The organism is Allobosea sp. NPDC003192 (assembly GCF_050275675.1).
Lineage (GTDB): Bacteria > Pseudomonadota > Alphaproteobacteria > Rhizobiales > Beijerinckiaceae > Allobosea.
Genome location: NZ_JBNNPK010000009.1, coordinates 116,396 through 133,928, shown reverse-complemented (window position 1 = coordinate 133,928; position 17,533 = coordinate 116,396). Strand labels below are relative to the sequence as shown.

19 protein-coding genes are annotated in these 17,533 nt (G+C 66.0%); 9 read left to right on the top strand and 10 right to left on the bottom strand.

Annotation, left to right across the window (positions count from 1 at the left end; all coding sequences use genetic code 11):
- Nucleotides 1–165 precede the first annotated feature (165 nt).
- The 8 genes from ACQKLX_RS14445 to ACQKLX_RS14410 all read left to right on the top strand — a co-directional run bounded on the left by ACQKLX_RS14445 (nucleotide 166) and on the right by ACQKLX_RS14410 (nucleotide 7,636).
- Nucleotides 166–1,107 carry a DMT family transporter gene (locus tag ACQKLX_RS14445; protein WP_427362260.1) on the top strand — a complete coding sequence of 314 codons (942 nt, stop codon included), beginning with the start codon at nucleotides 166–168 and terminating at the stop codon, nucleotides 1,105–1,107.
- A gap of 231 nt (nucleotides 1,108–1,338) precedes the next feature.
- Nucleotides 1,339–2,328, top strand: coding sequence for a LysR family transcriptional regulator (locus ACQKLX_RS14440; protein ID WP_427362259.1), 990 nt, complete (start codon nucleotides 1,339–1,341; stop codon nucleotides 2,326–2,328).
- On the top strand, nucleotides 2,328–2,846 hold the full coding sequence (locus ACQKLX_RS14435) for a tripartite tricarboxylate transporter TctB family protein (RefSeq protein WP_427362258.1): 519 nt from the start codon (nucleotides 2,328–2,330) through the stop codon (nucleotides 2,844–2,846). The genes ACQKLX_RS14440 and ACQKLX_RS14435 overlap by 1 nt, the downstream gene beginning before the upstream one ends.
- Nucleotides 2,847–2,849: 3 nt before the next feature.
- Complete coding sequence (locus ACQKLX_RS14430; RefSeq protein WP_427362257.1) at nucleotides 2,850–4,352, top strand: tripartite tricarboxylate transporter permease; 1,503 nt, start codon at nucleotides 2,850–2,852, stop codon at nucleotides 4,350–4,352.
- Nucleotides 4,353–4,413: 61 nt separating this feature from the next.
- Nucleotides 4,414–5,385 (top strand): tripartite tricarboxylate transporter substrate-binding protein, encoded by a 972-nt coding sequence (locus tag ACQKLX_RS14425; RefSeq protein ID WP_427362256.1) that lies wholly within the window; start codon nucleotides 4,414–4,416, stop codon nucleotides 5,383–5,385.
- 77 nt (nucleotides 5,386–5,462) lie between these two features.
- Nucleotides 5,463–6,008 (top strand): ureidoglycolate lyase, encoded by a 546-nt coding sequence (locus ACQKLX_RS14420; RefSeq protein WP_427362255.1) that lies wholly within the window; start codon nucleotides 5,463–5,465, stop codon nucleotides 6,006–6,008.
- Between the two features lie 103 nt (nucleotides 6,009–6,111).
- Nucleotides 6,112–6,558 (top strand): DUF1236 domain-containing protein, encoded by a 447-nt coding sequence (locus ACQKLX_RS14415; protein ID WP_427362254.1) that lies wholly within the window; start codon nucleotides 6,112–6,114, stop codon nucleotides 6,556–6,558.
- Between the two features lie 271 nt (nucleotides 6,559–6,829).
- The gene (locus ACQKLX_RS14410; RefSeq protein ID WP_427362253.1) at nucleotides 6,830–7,636 is read left to right on the top strand and encodes a class I SAM-dependent methyltransferase; all 807 of its coding nucleotides are present in this window, start codon (nucleotides 6,830–6,832) and stop codon (nucleotides 7,634–7,636) included.
- A 98-nt stretch (nucleotides 7,637–7,734) separates the two neighbouring features.
- Here the strand turns inward: ACQKLX_RS14410 and ACQKLX_RS14405 are convergent, their stop codons facing one another.
- The 8 genes from ACQKLX_RS14405 to ACQKLX_RS14370 all read right to left on the bottom strand — a co-directional run bounded on the left by ACQKLX_RS14405 (nucleotide 7,735) and on the right by ACQKLX_RS14370 (nucleotide 15,909).
- Nucleotides 7,735–8,169 carry an RES family NAD+ phosphorylase gene (locus tag ACQKLX_RS14405; RefSeq protein ID WP_427362252.1) on the bottom strand — a complete coding sequence of 145 codons (435 nt, stop codon included), beginning with the start codon at nucleotides 8,167–8,169 and terminating at the stop codon, nucleotides 7,735–7,737.
- On the bottom strand, nucleotides 8,169–8,597 hold the full coding sequence (gene parS, locus ACQKLX_RS14400) for a type II RES/Xre toxin-antitoxin system antitoxin (RefSeq protein ID WP_427362251.1): 429 nt from the start codon (nucleotides 8,595–8,597) through the stop codon (nucleotides 8,169–8,171). The genes ACQKLX_RS14405 and parS overlap by 1 nt, the downstream gene beginning before the upstream one ends.
- Before the next feature lie 67 nt (nucleotides 8,598–8,664).
- On the bottom strand, nucleotides 8,665–9,306 hold the full coding sequence (gene upp, locus ACQKLX_RS14395) for a uracil phosphoribosyltransferase (protein WP_427362250.1): 642 nt from the start codon (nucleotides 9,304–9,306) through the stop codon (nucleotides 8,665–8,667).
- Nucleotides 9,307–9,340: 34 nt separating this feature from the next.
- Nucleotides 9,341–10,558, bottom strand: coding sequence for a URC4/urg3 family protein (locus tag ACQKLX_RS14390; protein ID WP_427362249.1), 1,218 nt, complete (start codon nucleotides 10,556–10,558; stop codon nucleotides 9,341–9,343).
- Between the two features lie 7 nt (nucleotides 10,559–10,565).
- A complete protein-coding gene (locus tag ACQKLX_RS14385; protein ID WP_427362248.1) occupies nucleotides 10,566–11,828 on the bottom strand; it encodes a GTP cyclohydrolase II in 1,263 nt (420 codons plus the stop codon).
- A gap of 229 nt (nucleotides 11,829–12,057) precedes the next feature.
- The gene (locus tag ACQKLX_RS14380) at nucleotides 12,058–12,219 is read right to left on the bottom strand and encodes a Thivi_2564 family membrane protein (RefSeq protein ID WP_427362247.1); all 162 of its coding nucleotides are present in this window, start codon (nucleotides 12,217–12,219) and stop codon (nucleotides 12,058–12,060) included.
- A gap of 307 nt (nucleotides 12,220–12,526) precedes the next feature.
- Nucleotides 12,527–14,992: a glycine--tRNA ligase subunit beta gene (glyS, locus tag ACQKLX_RS14375; protein ID WP_427362246.1), complete on the bottom strand. Its 2,466-nt coding sequence runs from the start codon at nucleotides 14,990–14,992 to the stop codon at nucleotides 12,527–12,529.
- Nucleotides 14,992–15,909 (bottom strand): glycine--tRNA ligase subunit alpha, encoded by a 918-nt coding sequence (locus ACQKLX_RS14370; protein WP_427362346.1) that lies wholly within the window; start codon nucleotides 15,907–15,909, stop codon nucleotides 14,992–14,994. Before ACQKLX_RS14370 ends, glyS begins: the two co-directional genes overlap by 1 nt.
- A gap of 240 nt (nucleotides 15,910–16,149) precedes the next feature.
- On the opposite strand from ACQKLX_RS14370, the gene ACQKLX_RS14365 reads away from it, so the two are divergent.
- Nucleotides 16,150–16,425, top strand: a complete 276-nt coding sequence (locus tag ACQKLX_RS14365) for a hypothetical protein (RefSeq protein ID WP_427362245.1) — start codon at nucleotides 16,150–16,152, stop codon at nucleotides 16,423–16,425.
- 7 nt (nucleotides 16,426–16,432) lie between these two features.
- On the opposite strand, the gene ACQKLX_RS14360 is transcribed toward ACQKLX_RS14365, so the two are convergent.
- Both ACQKLX_RS14360 and ACQKLX_RS14355 read right to left on the bottom strand, forming a co-directional pair.
- Nucleotides 16,433–17,200, bottom strand: a complete 768-nt coding sequence (locus tag ACQKLX_RS14360; RefSeq protein ID WP_427362244.1) for a tRNA1(Val) (adenine(37)-N6)-methyltransferase — start codon at nucleotides 17,198–17,200, stop codon at nucleotides 16,433–16,435.
- Between the two features lie 11 nt (nucleotides 17,201–17,211).
- On the bottom strand, nucleotides 17,212–17,526 hold the full coding sequence (locus ACQKLX_RS14355) for a putative signal transducing protein (RefSeq protein WP_427362243.1): 315 nt from the start codon (nucleotides 17,524–17,526) through the stop codon (nucleotides 17,212–17,214).
- Nucleotides 17,527–17,533: the final 7 nt, after the last annotated feature.

Here is a 17,533-nt window from a genome sequence, read left to right as displayed (position 1 = left end):
GGCCCGGCTGCCTACTGACGCAGGATGACCCGCGCCAGAGCATGTTCCGCAAAAGTGGATGCCACTTTTGCGATCAGAACATGCTCAGCTTTTTGATGAGCGCGAATTCTCGTCGTTCGATCGATGCGATCGAACGGAAAGCGCGCTCGGAGGACAGATCCTGCCATGACACAGCCGACCTCCGTCCCTTCGCTGCGCATGGGCCCCACCGAGTGGCTCCTGCTTATCGTCCTCTCGGTCCTGTGGGGCGGCTCGTTCTTCTTCAACAAGCTCACCGTGGCGGAATGGCCGCCCTTCGCCGTCGTGCAGGTGCGCGTCGGATTGGCGGCGCTGGCGCTGCTGCTGGTGGTGCGGATCACAGGGCAGTCCATGGCGGTGGGGCGCAGCCTCTGGCTCGCCTTCTTCGGGATGGGCATCCTCAACAATCTGATCCCGTTCAGCCTGTTCCTCTGGGGCCAGCAGCAGATCGCCAGCGGCCTCGCCTCGATCCTGAACGCGACCACTCCGATCTTCTCGGTGCTCGTGATGCACTGCTTCGCCAGCGAGAAGGCGACCGGGCTGAAGCTCGGCGGTGTTCTGGCCGGTCTCGTCGGCGTAGGCATACTGATGGGCCCCGATGCGCTGAGCGGCCTCGGCACGAACCTCGCGGCGCAGCTCGCCTGTGTCCTCGCGGCGATCTCCTATGCGTTCTCCGGCCTGTTCGGACGGCGCTTCCGTGGTCTGCCGCCGCTCGTCGCCGCCACGGGACAGCTTTCCGCCTCGACGATCATGATCGTCCCGATCGTCTTCTTCCTGCATCCGCCCTGGACGCTGCCGATTCCCTCGCAGCAGGCTGTCCTCGCGGCGGTCGGCCTGGCGCTGATCTCGACGGCACTGGCCTACATCATCTTCTTCCGGATCATGCGCGCTGCCGGGCCGAGCAATGTCATGCTGGTGACCTTCCTGATCCCGGTCAGCGCCATTCTGCTCGGCTCCGGCCTGCTGGGCGAAGAGCTGCTGCCGCGCCATTTCGCCGGCATGGCCGCGATTTTCGTCGGGCTCGCCTTGATCGACGGCCGGGTCGCCGGGCTGTGGAGCGTGGGGCGAACCCGCGCTCCGACCGCTTGACCAGGTTCGGCGGACGTCCATAAGCTCCGAAGAATCAACCCACTACAGCATTGTCGGACTGCAAGAGAGGCCTTCACCCTGTGGACGCCGCTCCTGCGGCGACGAGCTTTGTTGCCAAAAAATTATGAATTGCTCTAGGGTCGCAAAACTGGCGTCAGGCGCTAAAGGGCATAACCGAAACAACTGGTAGATATCACAAAAAGCGATACGCCAGAGGGGAGCGCGACAACCATGGACCTGCGGCAACTGCGATGTTTCATCGCGGTGGCGGAAGAGCTGCACTTCGGCCGGGCGGCCGAGCGGCTCGGCCTCGCACCACCAGCCCTATCACGCCAGATCAGCGCGCTTGAGGACGAGCTCGGCGTCAGCCTACTGACTCGCACCACGCGCCAGGTCGCTCTCACCCGTGCCGGGTTGATCATGCTGGAGGAAGCCAAGGCCATCCTGGTCCGGATGGAGCGGGCTTCGCGCTCGGTGAGGGAAGCTTCGCTGGCCTCGAGCAAGGTGCTGCGCGTCGGCGCGATCGATGCCGCCTCCTCGAGTTTCGTTCCTGAGGCACTCGTCACCTTCCGCTCGCGCCATCCCGGCATCGAGATCAAGTTCGTCGAGGCGATGACGGCGCCGCTCGTGCAGATGCTGGAGGCCGGCAAGCTCGATCTCGCGCTGCTGCGTCCGCCGCGCAAGCCGACCGATTGCGCCTTCGAGATCCTGCGGGTCGAGCGGCCGATCGTGGTGCTGAGCGAGAGCCATCCGCTCGCCGCGCGCGAACACCTGACCATGCAGGACCTCGTCGGCGAACCCTTCGTGGTGCCCTCCAAGCGCATCCGCCCCTTCGCCTACGACCTGGTCATGGCTTATTTCGAGAGCGTCGGCGCGGTGCCCAACGTCACCATCGAGGCGACCGAGAAGCCGGCGATGATGTCGGCGGTCGCGGCCGGGCTCGGCATGGCGCTGGCGCCGGACTGGGTCTCGCGGCTGAGCTTTCCGGGCGTGACCATGCGCCGCCTGCGCGGCGCGTTGCTCGATCCGCCGCCGCCCGGTGCCCTCGTCGGCGTCGCCTGGCGCCCGCACCAGAAGCTCGCCGCCCGCGACGACTTCCTCGCCATCCTGCGCGAGAGCGTAACCCTGATCGACGACGGCAACGTCCTGCCGTTCAGCGTAACCGGGCACGGCAGAAAGCCTGCCGCGCGCACAGCAACCACCCGAGCCGGAGGACATTGATGAGTCTGAACAAGATCGAGGCCGCGCGGGGTTGGCGCGTCCGCTCGACGCAGGACCTGGCCGCCGGCCTGTTCATGATAGCGCTTGCCGGACTGGCCCTGTTCCTGTCGAGCGACCTGCCGACCGGGACATTGCGCCAGATCGGCCCAGGCATGCTGCCGAAGAGCTTCGCGGTGATCTGCGCCGGGCTCGGCGCGCTGCTCGCCTTCAACTCGCTGCGCTACAACGGCGAAAAGTTGTCCGGCTGGTCCTGGCGCGGCGTCCTCTTTGTGCTCGGCGCGGCAGTGGTCTTCGGCCTGACCATCCGCGGCTTCGAGATCGGCCCGCTCAAGGTGCCGCAGCTCGGCATGCTCGTCTCCGGCCCGCTGGTCGTGATCATCTCCGGCCTCGCGGCCGAGGATGTGAAGATCAAGGAACTCCTGATCTTCGCCGCCGCCATGACGATCGGCTGCGCACTCCTGTTCAAATACGCGCTGGGTCTGCCGATCCCGCTGGCGCCCTGGCTGCTGGGAATCTGAACCATGAGTGAAATGCTCGCCCATCTCTCGCTGGGCTTCGGCGTCGCGCTGACGCTGAAGAACATCGCACTCTGCTTCGCCGGCTGCCTGGTCGGCACGCTGATCGGCGTCCTGCCCGGCGTCGGCCCGGTCGCCACCATCGCGATGCTGCTGCCGATCACCTTCGGGCTCGATCCGGTCGGCGCTCTGATCATGCTCGCCGGCATCTATTACGGCGCCCAGTACGGCGGCTCGACCACCGCCATCCTGGTCAATATTCCCGGCGAGGCGACCGCCGTCGTCACCACGCTCGACGGCCACCAGATGGCCAAGCAAGGCCGCGCCGGCGTTGCGCTCGGCACTGCTGCCATCGGCTCCTTCGTCGCCGGCTGCGCCGCGACCCTGATCATCGCCGCGCTCGGCGCGCCGCTGACCCGACTCGCCCTGCTGTTCGGCCCGGCCGAATACTTCTCGCTGATGGTGATGGGCCTGTGCTTCGCCGTCGTGCTGGCGCGCGGCTCGATCCTCAAGGCCTTCTGCATGATCATGCTCGGCCTGCTGCTCTCGACCGTCGGCACTGACCTCGAAACCGGCCAGGAACGCATGACCTTCGGCTTCCCGCCACTCTCCGACGGCATCGACTTCGCCGTGCTGGCGATGGGCGTGTTCGGCTTCGCCGAGGTTCTGCGCAACCTGGAGAACCCGGAAGCGCGCGACGTCGTCAAGTCGAAGATCGGCAAGCTGCTGCCCGACTGGAACGACATCAAGCAGTCGGCGGCGCCGTGCCTGCGCGGCACGCTGATCGGCGGGACGCTCGGCATCCTGCCCGGCAACGGCGCGGTGCTCGGCCCCTTCGCCAGCTACACGCTGGAGAAGAAGATCGCCAAGGACCCCTCCCGCTTCGGCAAGGGCGCGATCGAGGGCGTCGCCGGACCGGAATCGGCCAACAACGCCGGCGCGCAGACCGCCTTCATCCCGCTGCTCACCCTCGGCATCCCGCCGAATGCGGTGATGGCTCTGATGGTCGGCGCGATGACCATCCACGGCATCATCCCCGGCCCGCAGGTCATGACCAAGAACCCCGATCTGTTCTGGGGCATGATCGCCTCGATGTGGATCGGCAATCTGATGCTGCTGATCATCAACCTGCCGCTGGTCGGCGTCTGGGTGAAGCTGCTGCAGGTGCCCTATCGGCTGATGTTCCCGGCGATCCTGATCTTCTGCTCGATCGGCATCTACTCGGTGAACAACCAGCCCGTCGACGTCGCCTTCACCGCGCTGTTCGGCCTGTTCGGCTATCTCCTGATCAAGCTCGGGTTCGAGCCAGCTCCGATGCTGCTCGGCTTCGTGCTCGGCAAGCTGATGGAAGAGAAGCTGCGCCAGGCCCTGATCATCTCGCGCGGTTCGTTCATGACCTTCATCGAGCGGCCGATCTCGGCCGGCCTGCTGCTCGTCGCCGTCGCCATCCTCGTCATCGCGCTGCTGCCGTCGATGTCGAAGAAGCGCGACGAGGTCTTCACCGAATGACGGGGTTGTCGCCCAACCCCGTTTCCCCATCTTCAGTGTATTGCGTCAGGGAGGACTACCCATGAAAACACTCGCCCTTAGTCTCGCCGCAGCGCTCGCCTTGGCGCTGCCGGCGCAGGCCCAGTCCAAATACCCGGAGCGGCCGATCACCATGATCGTGCCCTTCGCCGCCGGCGGACCGACCGACATCATCGCCCGCATCGTCAGCGAGAACATGTCGAAGACCCTCGGCCAGCAGATCGTGGTCGAGAACGTCGCCGGCGCCGGAGGCACCACCGGCATCACCCGCGCGGTCACCGCAGCACCGGACGGCTACACTATCGCGATGGGGCATCTAGGTACCTTCTCGGCCGCGCCCGCGACCTATCCCGGCCTGAAATACGACCCGATCAACGGCATGCAGACGATCGGCCTCGCTGGCGGCACGCCGATCCTGATCGTCGCCAAGAAGGCCTTCGCGCCGAAGGACCTCAAGGAGTTCGTCACCTATGTGAAGGCGAACTCCGACAAGGTGAACGAGGCCCATGCCGGCGTCGGCTCGGTGTCGTGGACGACCTGCACCCTGCTCAAGGGCCAGCTCGGCGTGCCGAAGCTGAACTCGGTCGCCTATCGCGGCACCGGTCCGGCGCTGAACGACCTCGTCTCCGGCCAGGTCGACTTCATGTGCGACCAGATCGTCAGCGTCGCCGAGCAGATCAAGGCGGGCACGATCAAGGCTTACGCCGTCGCCTCGGCGGAGCGCTCGCCCGCCCTGCCCGACGTCCCGACCACCAAGGAAGCCGGGCTGCCCGAGTACCAGATCGAGGCCTGGAACGGCATCGCCGCGCCCAAGGGCCTGCCGAAGGAGGCCGTCGACAAGCTGGTCGACGCGCTCGACAAGGCGCTGAACGACGAGACCGTCAAGAAGCGCCTGCTCGACCTCGGCACCGTGCTGCCGACCAAGGAAGAGCGCACACCAGCCGGTTTCGCCGCTCTGATCAAGCGCGACGCCGACAAGCTCTCGCCGGTGCTGTCGGCCGCGCCGAAGCAGTAAGCGCCAGACGCATGCTACGGACGGCGGGTCGCAAGGCCCGCCGTTTTCTTTTGGCCACGGCGCATTACGATGCCGACATGCGCCGCATCACCCTGCCCGTCTCACCGATCTCCCCTGAAGCCTTTGCACCCTATGGCCGTGTCCTGTCTCCTGCAGGCGAGCGCGATACCGGCCGCGAGGGTTATGACATCTGGATCCAGCCTTTCGCCGCCGAAAGCCGGCCGCGGCTGCAGATCGTGCGCTATCATGCGCGGCCCTTCGTCGTTGCGCTGGTCGAGCGGCATCTGCATGTCACCGAAGCGCGTCAGCCGCTCGGTGGCCCGCCCGCCATCATCGTGGTCGCCGAGGCCTCCGAAACGCCGCCCGAGCCCGAAGCGCTCCGGGCTTTCCGGCTCGATGGCGAAGGCGTGCTGTTCCATCGCGGCACCTGGCACGCGATCGACGCCTATCCCGAGCACGGCAGCCACGCCGATTTCCTCTTCCTGTCTGAGGAAGCGACGGTGAACGAGCTGTTCGAACACCCCGAACGGCCGCCCGAACGCACGCGGGTCCATGATTTTCGCGCCGCCGGCATCGAGCTCGTGATCGAAACCAACCCATTGACGACAAACGAGAACCGTTGAGCTCTGTTCACGATCGTACACAGCTCGTGACCGCCTCGGCGGAACCACCGGCCGTGCTTCCCGTTCTTTCTGCCGAGGTTTCCACTCTGGAAGGAGAACGGACATGTTCAAGAAGCTTGCTCTCGTCACCGCCCTCGCCATCGTTCCGGCGGCGGCTTTCGCCCAGAATCCCGATGGCGCCCAGGGCGGCGCGGCCAGCGGCATTGTCGGCGGCGCGACTGCCGGTGCTGTCGGCGGTGCCGTGGTCGGCGGACCGGTCGGCGCGGTAGTCGGCGGCGTCGGTGGCGCGGTGGTCGGCGGCTTCACCGGCGCGGTGATCGGCGACAACGCCCCGCGCTTCCGCACCTATGTGGTCGAGCAGCGCGTGCCGTCCTACACCTATGCCGAGCCGGTAGCGGTCGGCACCGTGCTGCCGCAGCAGGGCGTGGTCTATCGCGAGGTGCCGGCCGAGTTCGGCGAGCGCGCCAGCGGCTATCGCTACACCGTGGTGAACAACCGCGCCGTGCTGGTCGAGCCGCAGACCCGCCGCGTCGTCCAGATCATCGAATGATCGTAGTCGAGCCGCTTGCCGCTCGCGCCATCAAGGCCTGAGTGACCATCCGGATCGCAGGCCCGCCCCGAAAGGGGCGGGCTTTTTCGTCTGGCCGCACGCAGCAGGACGGCGGGTGCAGCGATTACCTGAGTTGTGTAGGCCGCGGCTGCTGCCGCGAGAGGAAGGTTCGCCCGCCTCGCGCCATAACTGGATTGTCCGGCGCAGCTGCGATACGCAGGGCCAACCCGACCATGCTAAGGTCCATCCTTGATCGACGGGATCGCAAGCCGTGGAAACCGCACAGCTTCGGTATAATTGGTCCGATGCCGACGTCTATGAAGCTTTCATGGGGCGCTGGAGCGAACGCCTGGCAAGCCTGTTTCTTGCCCGTATCAATGTCACTCCGGGCGGTCAGGTCCTTGATGTAGCTTGCGGGACAGGTGTGTTGGCGAAAGCGCTGGCCGAAACCGGCGCACATGTGATCGGTGTCGATGCGTCGGAGGGATATCTGGAAGGGGCCCGCCATCGTCGATCCCACCCCAACATCAAATATGAACACGGCGACGCCCGGCACATGCGGTTCGGCGACAAAGCATTCGATGCGGCCGTTTCCTCGCTGGCCCTCGACGTCATCCCGGAGATTGAACAGGTCGTTGCGGAGATGAAGCGCGTGACCCGTCCGGGTGGCGTAGTAGCGTCCGCTGTGACTCAGTTCTTTGGCGGCATGCCCGCCTTCGATCTCGTCTACAATACCGGTGCCGCTCTTGATGCCGAGGTTGCCCGGGTAAGGTCCGTACGGGCAGGACGCATGCAGTTCTGGCCCAACGGCCAGGCTGCGTTGTGGCGGAAGATCGGCCTCGTCGATGTGACGGAAGTTCCCGTTGTCGTGGATTGCGAATATCAGTGCTTCGCGGATTACTGGGCTACATTCATCGACGGCCCGGGCAGCGTCACTGGCATGTTGATGGCCCTGTCGAACGACGTCCGCGATTCGATCGAGCAGCACGTTCGTGCCGGATATCTGGTGGGGCAGCCGGATGGGCCTCGATCGTTCCCCATGATGTTCCGTGTGGTGCGCGGCTTGGTCCCGGCCTGATCCTGGACGCCCTGCCGTGGGACCTGCGGAATTCCCTGCGGGCCGAACTGCGGCGTCTATCGAAACTCGCTAAACGTCCGCTTTTTCATGTCCATCGCTCAACGGGTGAGTGGCAGCCAGAGGCGCCGGTCGAAATCGAAGGGCTGCGTTCCGACGGCCGTGATCGCAGCGGCATCGCGATGACGCGGATTGATCAGCACATTGGTGCTGCGCGGCGCGATGAAGGACGGCACCCTGAGCAGAGCTGTCTCGCCGGTACTCAGCCAGGCATCGCCGAGCGCTCTCGGCTCGCGCGGATCTTCGCCATCGCTGATCGATGCGGTTCCGGTTTCGATCTCGATGAGCACGTAGTCGTCCGGGATCAGCTCAGGCGCGAGGTCGAGGTGGACGCGGACCTCCAGGATGGCGAGCGCCGGATTCTCGGCAGCGTAGACGACCGGACGCCCGGGCGAATTCCAGCGTCCGCCATAGAGCCTCGCCCCTTCGCCGCTGTGATCGGCGAAGGCGGCGCGAGCGACGCGCCATAAGCGCATCAAGCGGCGATGCCGTGGGCGATCCTGCCGAGCAATGCCTCGACCTGCGCCGCGCCTTCCCCGGTATCGAGCAGGTCCAGCGGCTTCTCGCCGTCGAGTGCCGTCGTCGGCCGGCGCAACCAGGCGGCGGCCTTGCCCTGCGAGCCGAAGGTGACCTCCGCTTCGGCGATGACGCGCGCGGCGCGCATCAATCGGTCGGACTGTTCGGTGGTCAATGTCCCGATCTTGCGGCGGTGGCTCAGCGTCTTGCGCGGCAGCACCAGCTCGTCGATCTCGGCCAGCGTCATCCGGCCGCTTTCGATCACATGTTCGATCGTGCGCACCGGAAAGCCATGGCGGACGGCAGCGATGAGTTCGCGGCTGCTGGCGGCAGGGCGGCCGAGCGCAGCCTGGCCGCCGACGACATCGAGTGCGGTAACGCTCGCCATCTCGCATACTCCTTGGCGATATGCCTATAAGATAGAGGCATATCGCCGGAGAGACAAGACTCGGGCGTCAGCGCGTGCCGAACATCCGGTCGCCGGCATCGCCAAGGCCGGGGACGATATAGCCATGGTCGTTGAGGCGCTCGTCGATCGCTGCAGTCCAGATTCGGACATCGGGATGGGCATCGCGCATGCGGGCGATGCCTTCCGGTGCCGCCAGCAGGCAGACGAAGCGCAGATCCTTGGCGCCGCGCTCCTTCAGCCGGTCGACCGCCGCGACCGCCGAGTTCGCCGTCGCCAGCATCGGGTCCATCACGACGATCATGCGATCGGCGATGTCGGAGGGCGCCTTGAAGTAGTATTCGACCGCCTGCAACGTTTCCGGATCGCGATAAAGGCCGATATGGGCGACGCGGGCCGCGGGCACGAGCTCGAGCATGCCGTCGAGGAAGCCGACGCCGGCGCGCAGGATCGGGGCGAAAACCAGCTTCTTGCCGGAGATCACGGGCTGCATCGATTTTTGCAGCGGCGTCTCGATCTCGATCATCTCTGTCGGCAGGTCGCGCGTGACCTCGTAGCAGAGCAGCATGCCGATCTCATTCAGCAGCTGGCGGAAGCTCTTGGTCGAGCGGTCCTTCTCGCGCATCAGCGTCAGCTTGTGCTGCACCAGCGGGTGGTCGACGACGGTGACGCCGTTAGCGCTCGTGGCCATGCAGTCCTGATCCCCTTCGTCTTCTTGTCGTTCTTTAGAATACCGTGCCGTCGCTGACGATGGTCAAGGGCGGACCGCCGCCTTCGCGCTTTTCGCGAGCGATGCGGCGACCGGCAGCCCAGGTGCCACCCTCCAGCACCTTGGCCAGCGGCAACTGCTCGGCGCTAAGCCCGAGTTGAGCCCGGACCAGTTCGCCGATCCTGTCGAGCAGCGCAACCGTCAGTGCCCGCCATTCCACCACGAGCTGCGAGCCGACCTCATGGCCGCGCACGGCATCGGCAGGGTCCTTCAGCTCGAGCACGCCGAGATCGAGCAGGAGCCCGCCATTGCGATACTCCGGCAGGCCAGTGAGATCGTCGATGCCGACGACCTGGATGCCGGCCCATTGCAGCGGCTCGATCAGCGAATAGCTCAGCCATTGCGAGAGCTTGTGGAAGGGCACGATGCCCGCGGTCACTTCGCCTCGCGCGATCAGCGAGTGCTTCCAGCTGTCGCCGAGCGCGATCCCGGCATAGCTCAAGCGCGATGGCCAGATGCCGCCGAGCACTTCCAGCACCTGCGAGAGGATATAGGCGGCGCGGATCGAACGTCCCTCCGCCGCCTCGACCAGACGGTCGAACAGGTCGCCCGGCCGGGTCAGCCCATGCTTTTCCAGTTCCTCGCCGAGGCGGTTGAGCAGCGCGGCACGACCTTCGAGGCCAACCAGCGGATTGGTATCCGAGGCCTGGAAGCCCGCCGCCAATGCCTCGGCATCGAGATGTTCGAGCGCGGCGACGTCCACCCGGAGCGGATCGGCCGGATTGCTGGAAAAGGCTCCGGCAGCGAACATGTCGAGCGACGCCAAAGCCAGCCCTTCCGAGCGGCCGATGCTCTGGCCCGTCACCGCATCGCGATAGCGCCAGTCGGCGCCGGCGCCGGCATCGAGCAGGACGCTGACGACGGCGAGGTCGTAGGCCGCGCGGCCTCTCGCCCGAACGTCGACGAAATGCGCTTTGGCGTCGAGAACCTGCCAGCGATCCATGCCGGCGATGACGAAATGGCGCCAGCGGGCATGGAAGGGGATGTCGAGCGCCGGATAGTTCTGGCTGATGGTCTCCAGCACATAGGCCGCGCAGGCCGGCAGCCGCTCGGGATGCACGCTGAAATGCGCCAGCCGGCCTTCGAGGCCAAGGCGCAGCATCTCATGGGCACGCTCGCGGACGGCAGCCGGCTTGAGCAACTGGCGGACGGCTTCGGGATTGGAGTCAGGCATAAGCGGATCAGAACTTCTCGAGGTCGCGGCCGACGGTGGCCTTGAGGGCGTTGTCGCCCGGCGTGCCGTCGGGCGAGTAATAGCCCGCCGCCTTCTTCGCCTCGATCTCGACCGAGGCGTCCGGCGGGATCAATTCGGGCGGGATGGCGACACGCTCGCCGATCTCGATGCCGCTCTCGACCATGGCGTCGTATTTCATGTTCGACATCGACATCAGCCGGTCGATCTTCCTGACACCGAGCCAGTGCAGCACGTCCGGCATCAATTGCTGGAAGCGGGCGTCCTGCACGCCGGCGACGCATTCGGTGCGCTCGAAATAGGTCGCGGCGGAATCGCCGCCCTCTTGGCGCTTGCGGGCATTGTAGACGAGGAATTTGGTGACCTCGCCGAGCGCCCTCCCTTCCTTGCGGTTGTAGACGATCAGGCCGACGCCGCCGCTCTGCGCCTCCTTCACGGCTTCCTCGATGCCATGCACGAGATAGGGACGGCAGGTGCAGATGTCGGAGCCGAACACGTCGGAACCATTGCACTCGTCATGGACGCGGCAGGCGAGCGTCTTCTTCGGGTTGGAGATCGCCGAGACCTCGCCGATGACATAGGCGGTGATCGAGCCGATCGGCGGCAGGAAGACCTTGAGGTCGGGCCGCGTCACCAGCTCGGGGTACATGCCGCCGGTCTGCTCGAACAATGTGCGGCGCAACTCGTTCTCGGTGGTGCCGAAGCGATCGGCGATCCCCGGCAGATGCCAGACGGGATCGACCGCGATCTTGGTGACGCTGATGTCGCCGGAGCCGTGCAGGATGGCGCCATCAGCCGCCAGCCGGTGGCCGGCCATGGCGGCGAGGATCTCGGGCAGGTTGAGCCGTGCCTTGGTGACCGCGATGGTCGGGCGGATGTCGATGCCCTCGCCGATCCACTTGCCGAAATCCTGGGCGACGCGATGGCCGAACGGATCGAGCGAGACGATCCGGCCCGGCTCGAACCATTGCGGCTGCGTAGGGATGTCGGAGGTCGGATGGGTGTTGGTCAGGTCCGGCCGCTGCGCCGGGTTCATGGCGCGGGCGGAGATGGCGAGCGCACGATAGACCGAATAGGAGCCGCCATGGGCGCCGATGACGTTGCGGTCGGCCGGATTGGTGGTCGAGGCGATGACCGGGCCTCGCTCCTCCGGCGTTCCGGCGCCCCATTGGATCGGGAAGCGGGCGGCGGCGCTGCCGGGCTCGGGATGCGAGGTCAGGCGGATATGGCTGGTGCGGTTCTGCGAAGTCATCGCGGCGATCGCTCGGTCTCGAACGGGAAAGGGCCCCGGGACGGGTCACGTCCGGGGCCCTCTGGACCGATGGGATTCTGGATCAGCGCGTGATTTTCGTCAATTGCCGGTTGAAAGCGCCACCACCGCCATGGCCGGGCCTTGTCCCGGCCATCCATGCGCTCGCCGGTCACGGGCGATGTTCGCATGGATGCTCGCCACGGGGCGGGCATGACGGCGGCCCCTTTGGCTAGAAGACCGCAAGATAACGCAGCAGCGACAGGATGCCGATGATGATGACGATGATCTGGATGATGTTCTTGACGTTGCCGTCGACCGGCAACATCCGCACCAGATAGAGCACCAGCACGATCACCAGAACGGTGATCAGGAGCGAAATCAAAAGACCCATAGCTCAAATCCTCTTATCGCGGCCGAAAGCCGGCCCCCCGAGGCGCTCGCTGCGACGCGTTCGCAAGCGGCGATCTCGGGAAAGAGAACGTGGAGTCCTGGGAAAAAGTTCCGGAAGGGTAGTTGGCTGAGGGGTTGGGCGCGGATCCCCTCTCCTGGAAGGAGAGGGGTAGGGGTGAGGTGTTCGGACTGCAAACGCAAGCCTGAACCCAACTGCGCGGTGAGCGCTCGCGGAGCTGGTCGGAGGGCCTACACCTCACCCTGCCCTCTCCTTACAGGAGAGGGTTCTGCGTCGTGCATCCCGCGCCTTACCCCGCGATCCGCGAGAAATCCGCGACTGCGCGGGTCGCCTCGCGCAGCTGGTTCAGCAGCTTGAGGCGGTTGGCACGCAGGGCCGGATCGGGATCGTTGACCGTAACCTTGTCGAAGAAGGCGTCGACCGCCGGCCGCAGCTCCGCGAGCGCCGCCATGGCGCCCTCATAGTCCTCGGCGGCGATGGCGGCCTCGGCCTTCGGCGTCGCCTGGGCGAGCGCGACCGCGAGCGCCTTCTCCTCGATCAGCCCGGCATCGGCGATGAGCTGGAGATCGGCCTTGGCCGCGAAAGCGCCCTCGCCGTCCTTCTTCTCCTCGGCCTTGAGGATGTTGGCGGCGCGGCGGAAGCCTGCGAGCAGGTTCTTGCCGTCCTCGGTATCGAGGAAGCGGCCGAGCGCCGCGACGCGTCGGGTGATGAGCAGGAGGTCGTCATTGGCCGACGCGCCCTCGCCCAGCACCGCATCGACGAGATCATGCCGTGCGCCCTGGTCGCGCAGCATGACCTTCAGGCGATCGTGGAAGAAGGAGAGGAGATCAGCTGGCAGATTTATCGGATTGGAAAACCACATCCAATCCGAATTCGAAAGCTCGTTGTTAACATCACGAGCGTAGAATCTTCCATCCATCGACCCTTTAAGATCGTATCTCAGGCCAATTATTGACCAAATTTCAAAATCTATATTTTTGATATCAGCGACATCGCTGATAGCAATGCATTCATATTCCTGAATTTCATCATCCGATTGATAGCCGAACGACTCAAGCTCATCCGCGCGATCTTCGCTCCACACGACGTCCGCAGGCGGCGAGATAACCAAAACTGTTCCACGGCTATCCCAAGTGTCGTGCACTTGCTTCGCAAGAAAGTCCGCTACCGTAGTCAACAGGGGTAGCCTCACCCCATTCTCGACCACCAGCCGGATCACCCCCAGCGCCGCGCGACGCAGCGCATAGGGGTCCTTGCTTCCGGTCGGCTTCTCGTCGATCGCCCAGAAGCCGACCAGCGTGTCGAGCTTGTCGGCGAGCGCCACCGCCACCGAGACCGGATCGGTCGGCACGCGGTCGGAGGGGCCGAGCGGCTTGTAGTGCTCCTCGACCGCGGCGGCGACCGAGGCGTTCTCGCCCTGCAGCTCCGCGTATTTGCGGCCCATCAGCCCCTGGAGTTCCGGGAACTCGCCGACCATCTCGGTCGGCAGATCGGCCTTGGCGAGCCTGGCGGCACGCTCGGCCAACTCAGGATCGGCCCCGACGATCGGGGCGAGTTCCTTCACCAGCGCGGCGATGCGCTCAACACGCTCACCCTGCGTGCCGAGCTTGGCATGGAAGACGACGCCGAGCCTGTCGAGCTTGGCCATGCGCTGGTCGAGCGGCTTGGCGAGATCGAGCCCGAGCTTCTCGGCGCTCTCCTTAAGCGTATCGAGATCGGGCAGCGGGCCGCGATCGGTCTGCCAGAAGTAAGCTGCGTCGGAGAGGCGCGCCCGCACCACGCGGCCATTGCCGGCGGTGATCGCCAGACCGCCATCGCTCGCCATCAGGTTCGAGACCGGGATGAAGCGGTTGGCGAGCTCGCCCGTCGCAGGGTCGCGCAGCACGAAGCATTTCTGGTTGGCGCGGATGGTGGCGCGGATCGCCTCGCCGGGGATATCGAGGAAGCGCTCTTCGAAATCGCCCATCAGCACGACCGGCCATTCGACGAGGCCGGCGACCTCCTCCAGCAAACCCTCGTCCTCGACCAGCTCGAGGCCGGCGGCGAAGGCGAGGTTTTTGGCGTCGGCGAGGATGATCTCCTTGCGGCGGTCGGCGTCGAGCACGACCTTGGCCCGCTCCAGGCTCGGGACGTAGTCGTCGAAGCGCTTCACCGTGATCGGCCCGGGAGCATGGAAGCGATGGCCATAGGTGACGTTGCCCGACTTGATGCCGTCGACCTCGAAGGGCACGACCTCCGGGTCCTCGGTCTCGGCGCCGAAGGTGCAGAGGATCGAGTGCAGCGGGCGGACCCAGCGCAGCGAGCCGGTCTCGGCCGAGGCCTTGCCCCAGCGCATCGACTTCGGCCACGGGAAGGCGCGGATGATGGCCGGTACGATCTCGGCGATGGCCGCGACCGTCTCCTGGCCGGGCTTCTCGATCACGGCGACATAGGAATCGCCCTTCTTGGGATCGCTGACGATGGTCGCCTCAGCGAGCGAGGTCAGCCCGGCAGCCTTGAGGAAGCCCTGCACGGCGGCCTCGGGCGCGCCGACGCGCGGGCCCTTGCGCTCCTCACGGACATCGCGGCCGCGCACCGGCAGGCCGGCGATGGTCAGCGCCAGCCGGCGCGGCGTCGCGAAGGCCTTGGCGCCCTCATAGGTCAGGCCGCGCTCGATCAGCGCATCGGTGACGAGCTTCTTCAGGTCCTCCGCCGCCTTGCGCTGCATGCGGGCGGGAATCTCTTCCGAGAAGAGTTCGAGCAGGAGATCGGGCATCAGTTCGCTCCCCCGCCGGCGGTCTTCAACCAGGCGGCGCCGCAGGCCTTGGCGAGCTCGCGCACGCGCAGGATGTAGCTCTGGCGCTCGGTGACCGAGATCACGCCGCGCGCATCGAGCAGGTTGAAGACATGGCTCGCCTTGATGCACTGGTCATACGCCGGCAAGGCAAGCTTGTGGCTCGGGTCGTTGCTGCCGGCATCGGCCTCGCCGGCGGCGAGCAGCGCCTTGCACTCGGCCTCGGCATCGCTGAAGTGCCGGAACAGCGTCTCGGTGTTGGCATATTCGAAATTATGCCGGGAGAATTCCTGCTCGGCCTGCAGGAAGACGTCGCCATAAGAGATGCGGTCCTCGCCTTCGAGGCCGTTGAAGTTGAGGTCGTAGACGTTCTCGACGCCTTGGACATACATGGCGAGGCGTTCGAGCCCGTAGGTCAACTCGCCGGCGACCGGAGCGCATTCGACGCCGGCGACCTGCTGGAAATAGGTGAACTGGCTGACCTCCATGCCGTCGCACCAGCATTCCCAGCCGAGGCCCCAGGCGCCGAGCGTCGGGCTTTCCCAATCATCCTCGACGAAGCGGACATCGTGCAAGGCCAGGTCGACGCCGATAGCCTTGAGCGAGTCGAGATAGAGCTGCTGCAGGTCCGGCGGCGACGGCTTCAGGATGACCTGGAACTGATAGTAATGCTGCAGCCGGTTAGGGTTCTCGCCGTAGCGGCCGTCCTTGGGCCGGCGCGAGGGCTGGACATAGGCCGCCTTCCAGGGCTTGGGACCGAGCGCGCGCAGCGTCGTCGCCGGATGGAAGGTGCCGGCGCCGACCTCCATGTCGTAGGGCTGGAGGATGACGCAGCCTCGCTCGGCCCAGAAGCGCTGCAAGGTCAGCAACAGTCCCTGGAAGGAGCGGGTCGGGTTCAGTGGATCGGAGGACGCGGCCAAGGGCATCAGCCTTTTAAACTGTCGAAAAACGTGCGGCGTGATTAGGGGCTGGCAGCGCTGATGGTCAAGCGCCGGCATGGTTCAGGCTATGAACGCCGCGTGAACCCTTCGGCAAGGATCGCATTCATATAGGGGCGGCTATCGTCGCTTCATCGAACGGACCGCGGCATTCGGGGCGAGTGCTTGAGACGGGCCGACGCGACACGCAGGAGTCTACACATGCTGTCGAACCGTATCACCGCCGCCCTGTTCGGTGCCGGCGCTCTCCTCTTCACCAGCCTCGCCGTCGCCCCGGCCAATGCCGCGCCGATTGCCGCGGGCAGCGTCCCGGCCGCCACCGGCCAGATCGAGCAGGTCCAGTATTACGGCCGGCCCCATTACGGCCCGCGCCGCTACTATGGCCGCCCGGTCTATCGTCCGCGCTGCTACTTCGTCGACCGTCGTGTCTGGAATGGCTGGCGCTGGGTGATCCGCCCGGTGCGTGTCTGCCGCTGAGGCAGCCCTAGGCGAGCCAAGCCTCGCCGCGATGGAGCGCCTCGCTGAAGGCCGTGAAGCGCCCATCGGCGCCATTGAGAACCAGAGCCGGCAGCAACGCTGCCGGCTTTTTGCTGCCGAGGCGGGCGGAGACGATCACCCGGATCGCCGGCCGCTCCGCCTGACCGTGGACAGGACGGATCTCGACCGCGCCGAACCCGGTCTCCAGGCCGGCGAGAATCCCTCCCAACGCCTCGGCGCGGTGGATGACGCTGACGCCGCCGCCCGGCCTCAGCACGCGACGTGCCTCCTTCAGCCAATCACCGAGCGATTGCCCCGTGACATGCGCCGCGCGCCGGTTGGCAACCGGTGAGGCTCGCACCTCGCCCGCTTCGAAGAAGGGCGGGTTCATCGCGACCCAGGTCATCGAGGTTGCCTTCAGCCCTTCGCGGGCGAGATCGCCATTGCGCTCGCCGATCGTGCCGACCACGGCCCGCACTCGCTCCTCCAGGCCGTTGAACCCGGCATTGCGGGCCGCGAGCGCAGCGAGTTCCGGATCGCGCTCGACCAGAACCACGTCGAGTGCCGGCTGACGCAGCGCGACGGCAAGACCGACCGTGCCGACCCCGGCGCCGAAATCGGCGAGAGCCCCTTCGCCGAGCTCGGGAATCGCCGCAGCGAGCAGCACCGCATCGGAACCGGCGCGATGTCCTTTCACCGGCTGCAGCAGGCGCAAACGTCCGCCGAGCAGCCGGTCCTCGGCGATTTCGCCAAGACCTAACCTTACGTCAGCCACTGGCATACCGCTCATCGCACAGCGTCGGGGCGAAGTTCGCCGCCATAGCCCGCCTCGATCAACAGTGCGCGAGCCCGTTTGCTATCCTGCTCGCGCACCAGCAAGCGGCGCGGAAAAGCGCCGATCATGCCTTCGAGCGCGCTGATATGCTGGTCGGCGATCAGGCAACCCAGATCGGCCGAGGCCAGCAGCGCCTCGATGGCGCCGAGCAGGACGATATCGTTGGAGCGGACGAGTTCGTGCATGCCGCCATGGAGCCCGCGAGGCCGGCCGAGCGCAACAGGAAAGATCGCCTCGTCCGGCCCCGTGCGGCAGCGCAGCGTCAATCTGCTG

What these genes read in the sequence shown, in the direction of transcription:
- ACQKLX_RS14365 (WP_427362245.1), top strand. Translation starts at nt 16,150, where the DNA reads ATGCTGTCGAACCGTATCACCGCCGCCCTGTTCGGTGCCGGCGCTCTC.
- upp (WP_427362250.1), bottom strand. Translation starts at nt 9,306, where the DNA reads ATGGCCACGAGCGCTAACGGCGTCACCGTCGTCGACCACCCGCTGGTG.
- ACQKLX_RS14380 (WP_427362247.1), bottom strand. Translation starts at nt 12,219, where the DNA reads ATGGGTCTTTTGATTTCGCTCCTGATCACCGTTCTGGTGATCGTGCTG.
- ACQKLX_RS14435 (WP_427362258.1), top strand. Translation starts at nt 2,328, where the DNA reads ATGAGTCTGAACAAGATCGAGGCCGCGCGGGGTTGGCGCGTCCGCTCG.
- parS (WP_427362251.1), bottom strand. Translation starts at nt 8,597, where the DNA reads ATGGCGAGCGTTACCGCACTCGATGTCGTCGGCGGCCAGGCTGCGCTC.
- ACQKLX_RS14430 (WP_427362257.1), top strand. Translation starts at nt 2,850, where the DNA reads ATGAGTGAAATGCTCGCCCATCTCTCGCTGGGCTTCGGCGTCGCGCTG.
- ACQKLX_RS14405 (WP_427362252.1), bottom strand. Translation starts at nt 8,169, where the DNA reads ATGCGCTTATGGCGCGTCGCTCGCGCCGCCTTCGCCGATCACAGCGGC.
- ACQKLX_RS14425 (WP_427362256.1), top strand. Translation starts at nt 4,414, where the DNA reads ATGAAAACACTCGCCCTTAGTCTCGCCGCAGCGCTCGCCTTGGCGCTG.
- ACQKLX_RS14390 (WP_427362249.1), bottom strand. Translation starts at nt 10,558, where the DNA reads ATGCCTGACTCCAATCCCGAAGCCGTCCGCCAGTTGCTCAAGCCGGCT.
- ACQKLX_RS14415 (WP_427362254.1), top strand. Translation starts at nt 6,112, where the DNA reads ATGTTCAAGAAGCTTGCTCTCGTCACCGCCCTCGCCATCGTTCCGGCG.
- ACQKLX_RS14440 (WP_427362259.1), top strand. Translation starts at nt 1,339, where the DNA reads ATGGACCTGCGGCAACTGCGATGTTTCATCGCGGTGGCGGAAGAGCTG.
- ACQKLX_RS14420 (WP_427362255.1), top strand. Translation starts at nt 5,463, where the DNA reads ATGCGCCGCATCACCCTGCCCGTCTCACCGATCTCCCCTGAAGCCTTT.
- glyS (WP_427362246.1), bottom strand. Translation starts at nt 14,992, where the DNA reads ATGCCCGATCTCCTGCTCGAACTCTTCTCGGAAGAGATTCCCGCCCGC.
- ACQKLX_RS14445 (WP_427362260.1), top strand. Translation starts at nt 166, where the DNA reads ATGACACAGCCGACCTCCGTCCCTTCGCTGCGCATGGGCCCCACCGAG.
- ACQKLX_RS14385 (WP_427362248.1), bottom strand. Translation starts at nt 11,828, where the DNA reads ATGACTTCGCAGAACCGCACCAGCCATATCCGCCTGACCTCGCATCCC.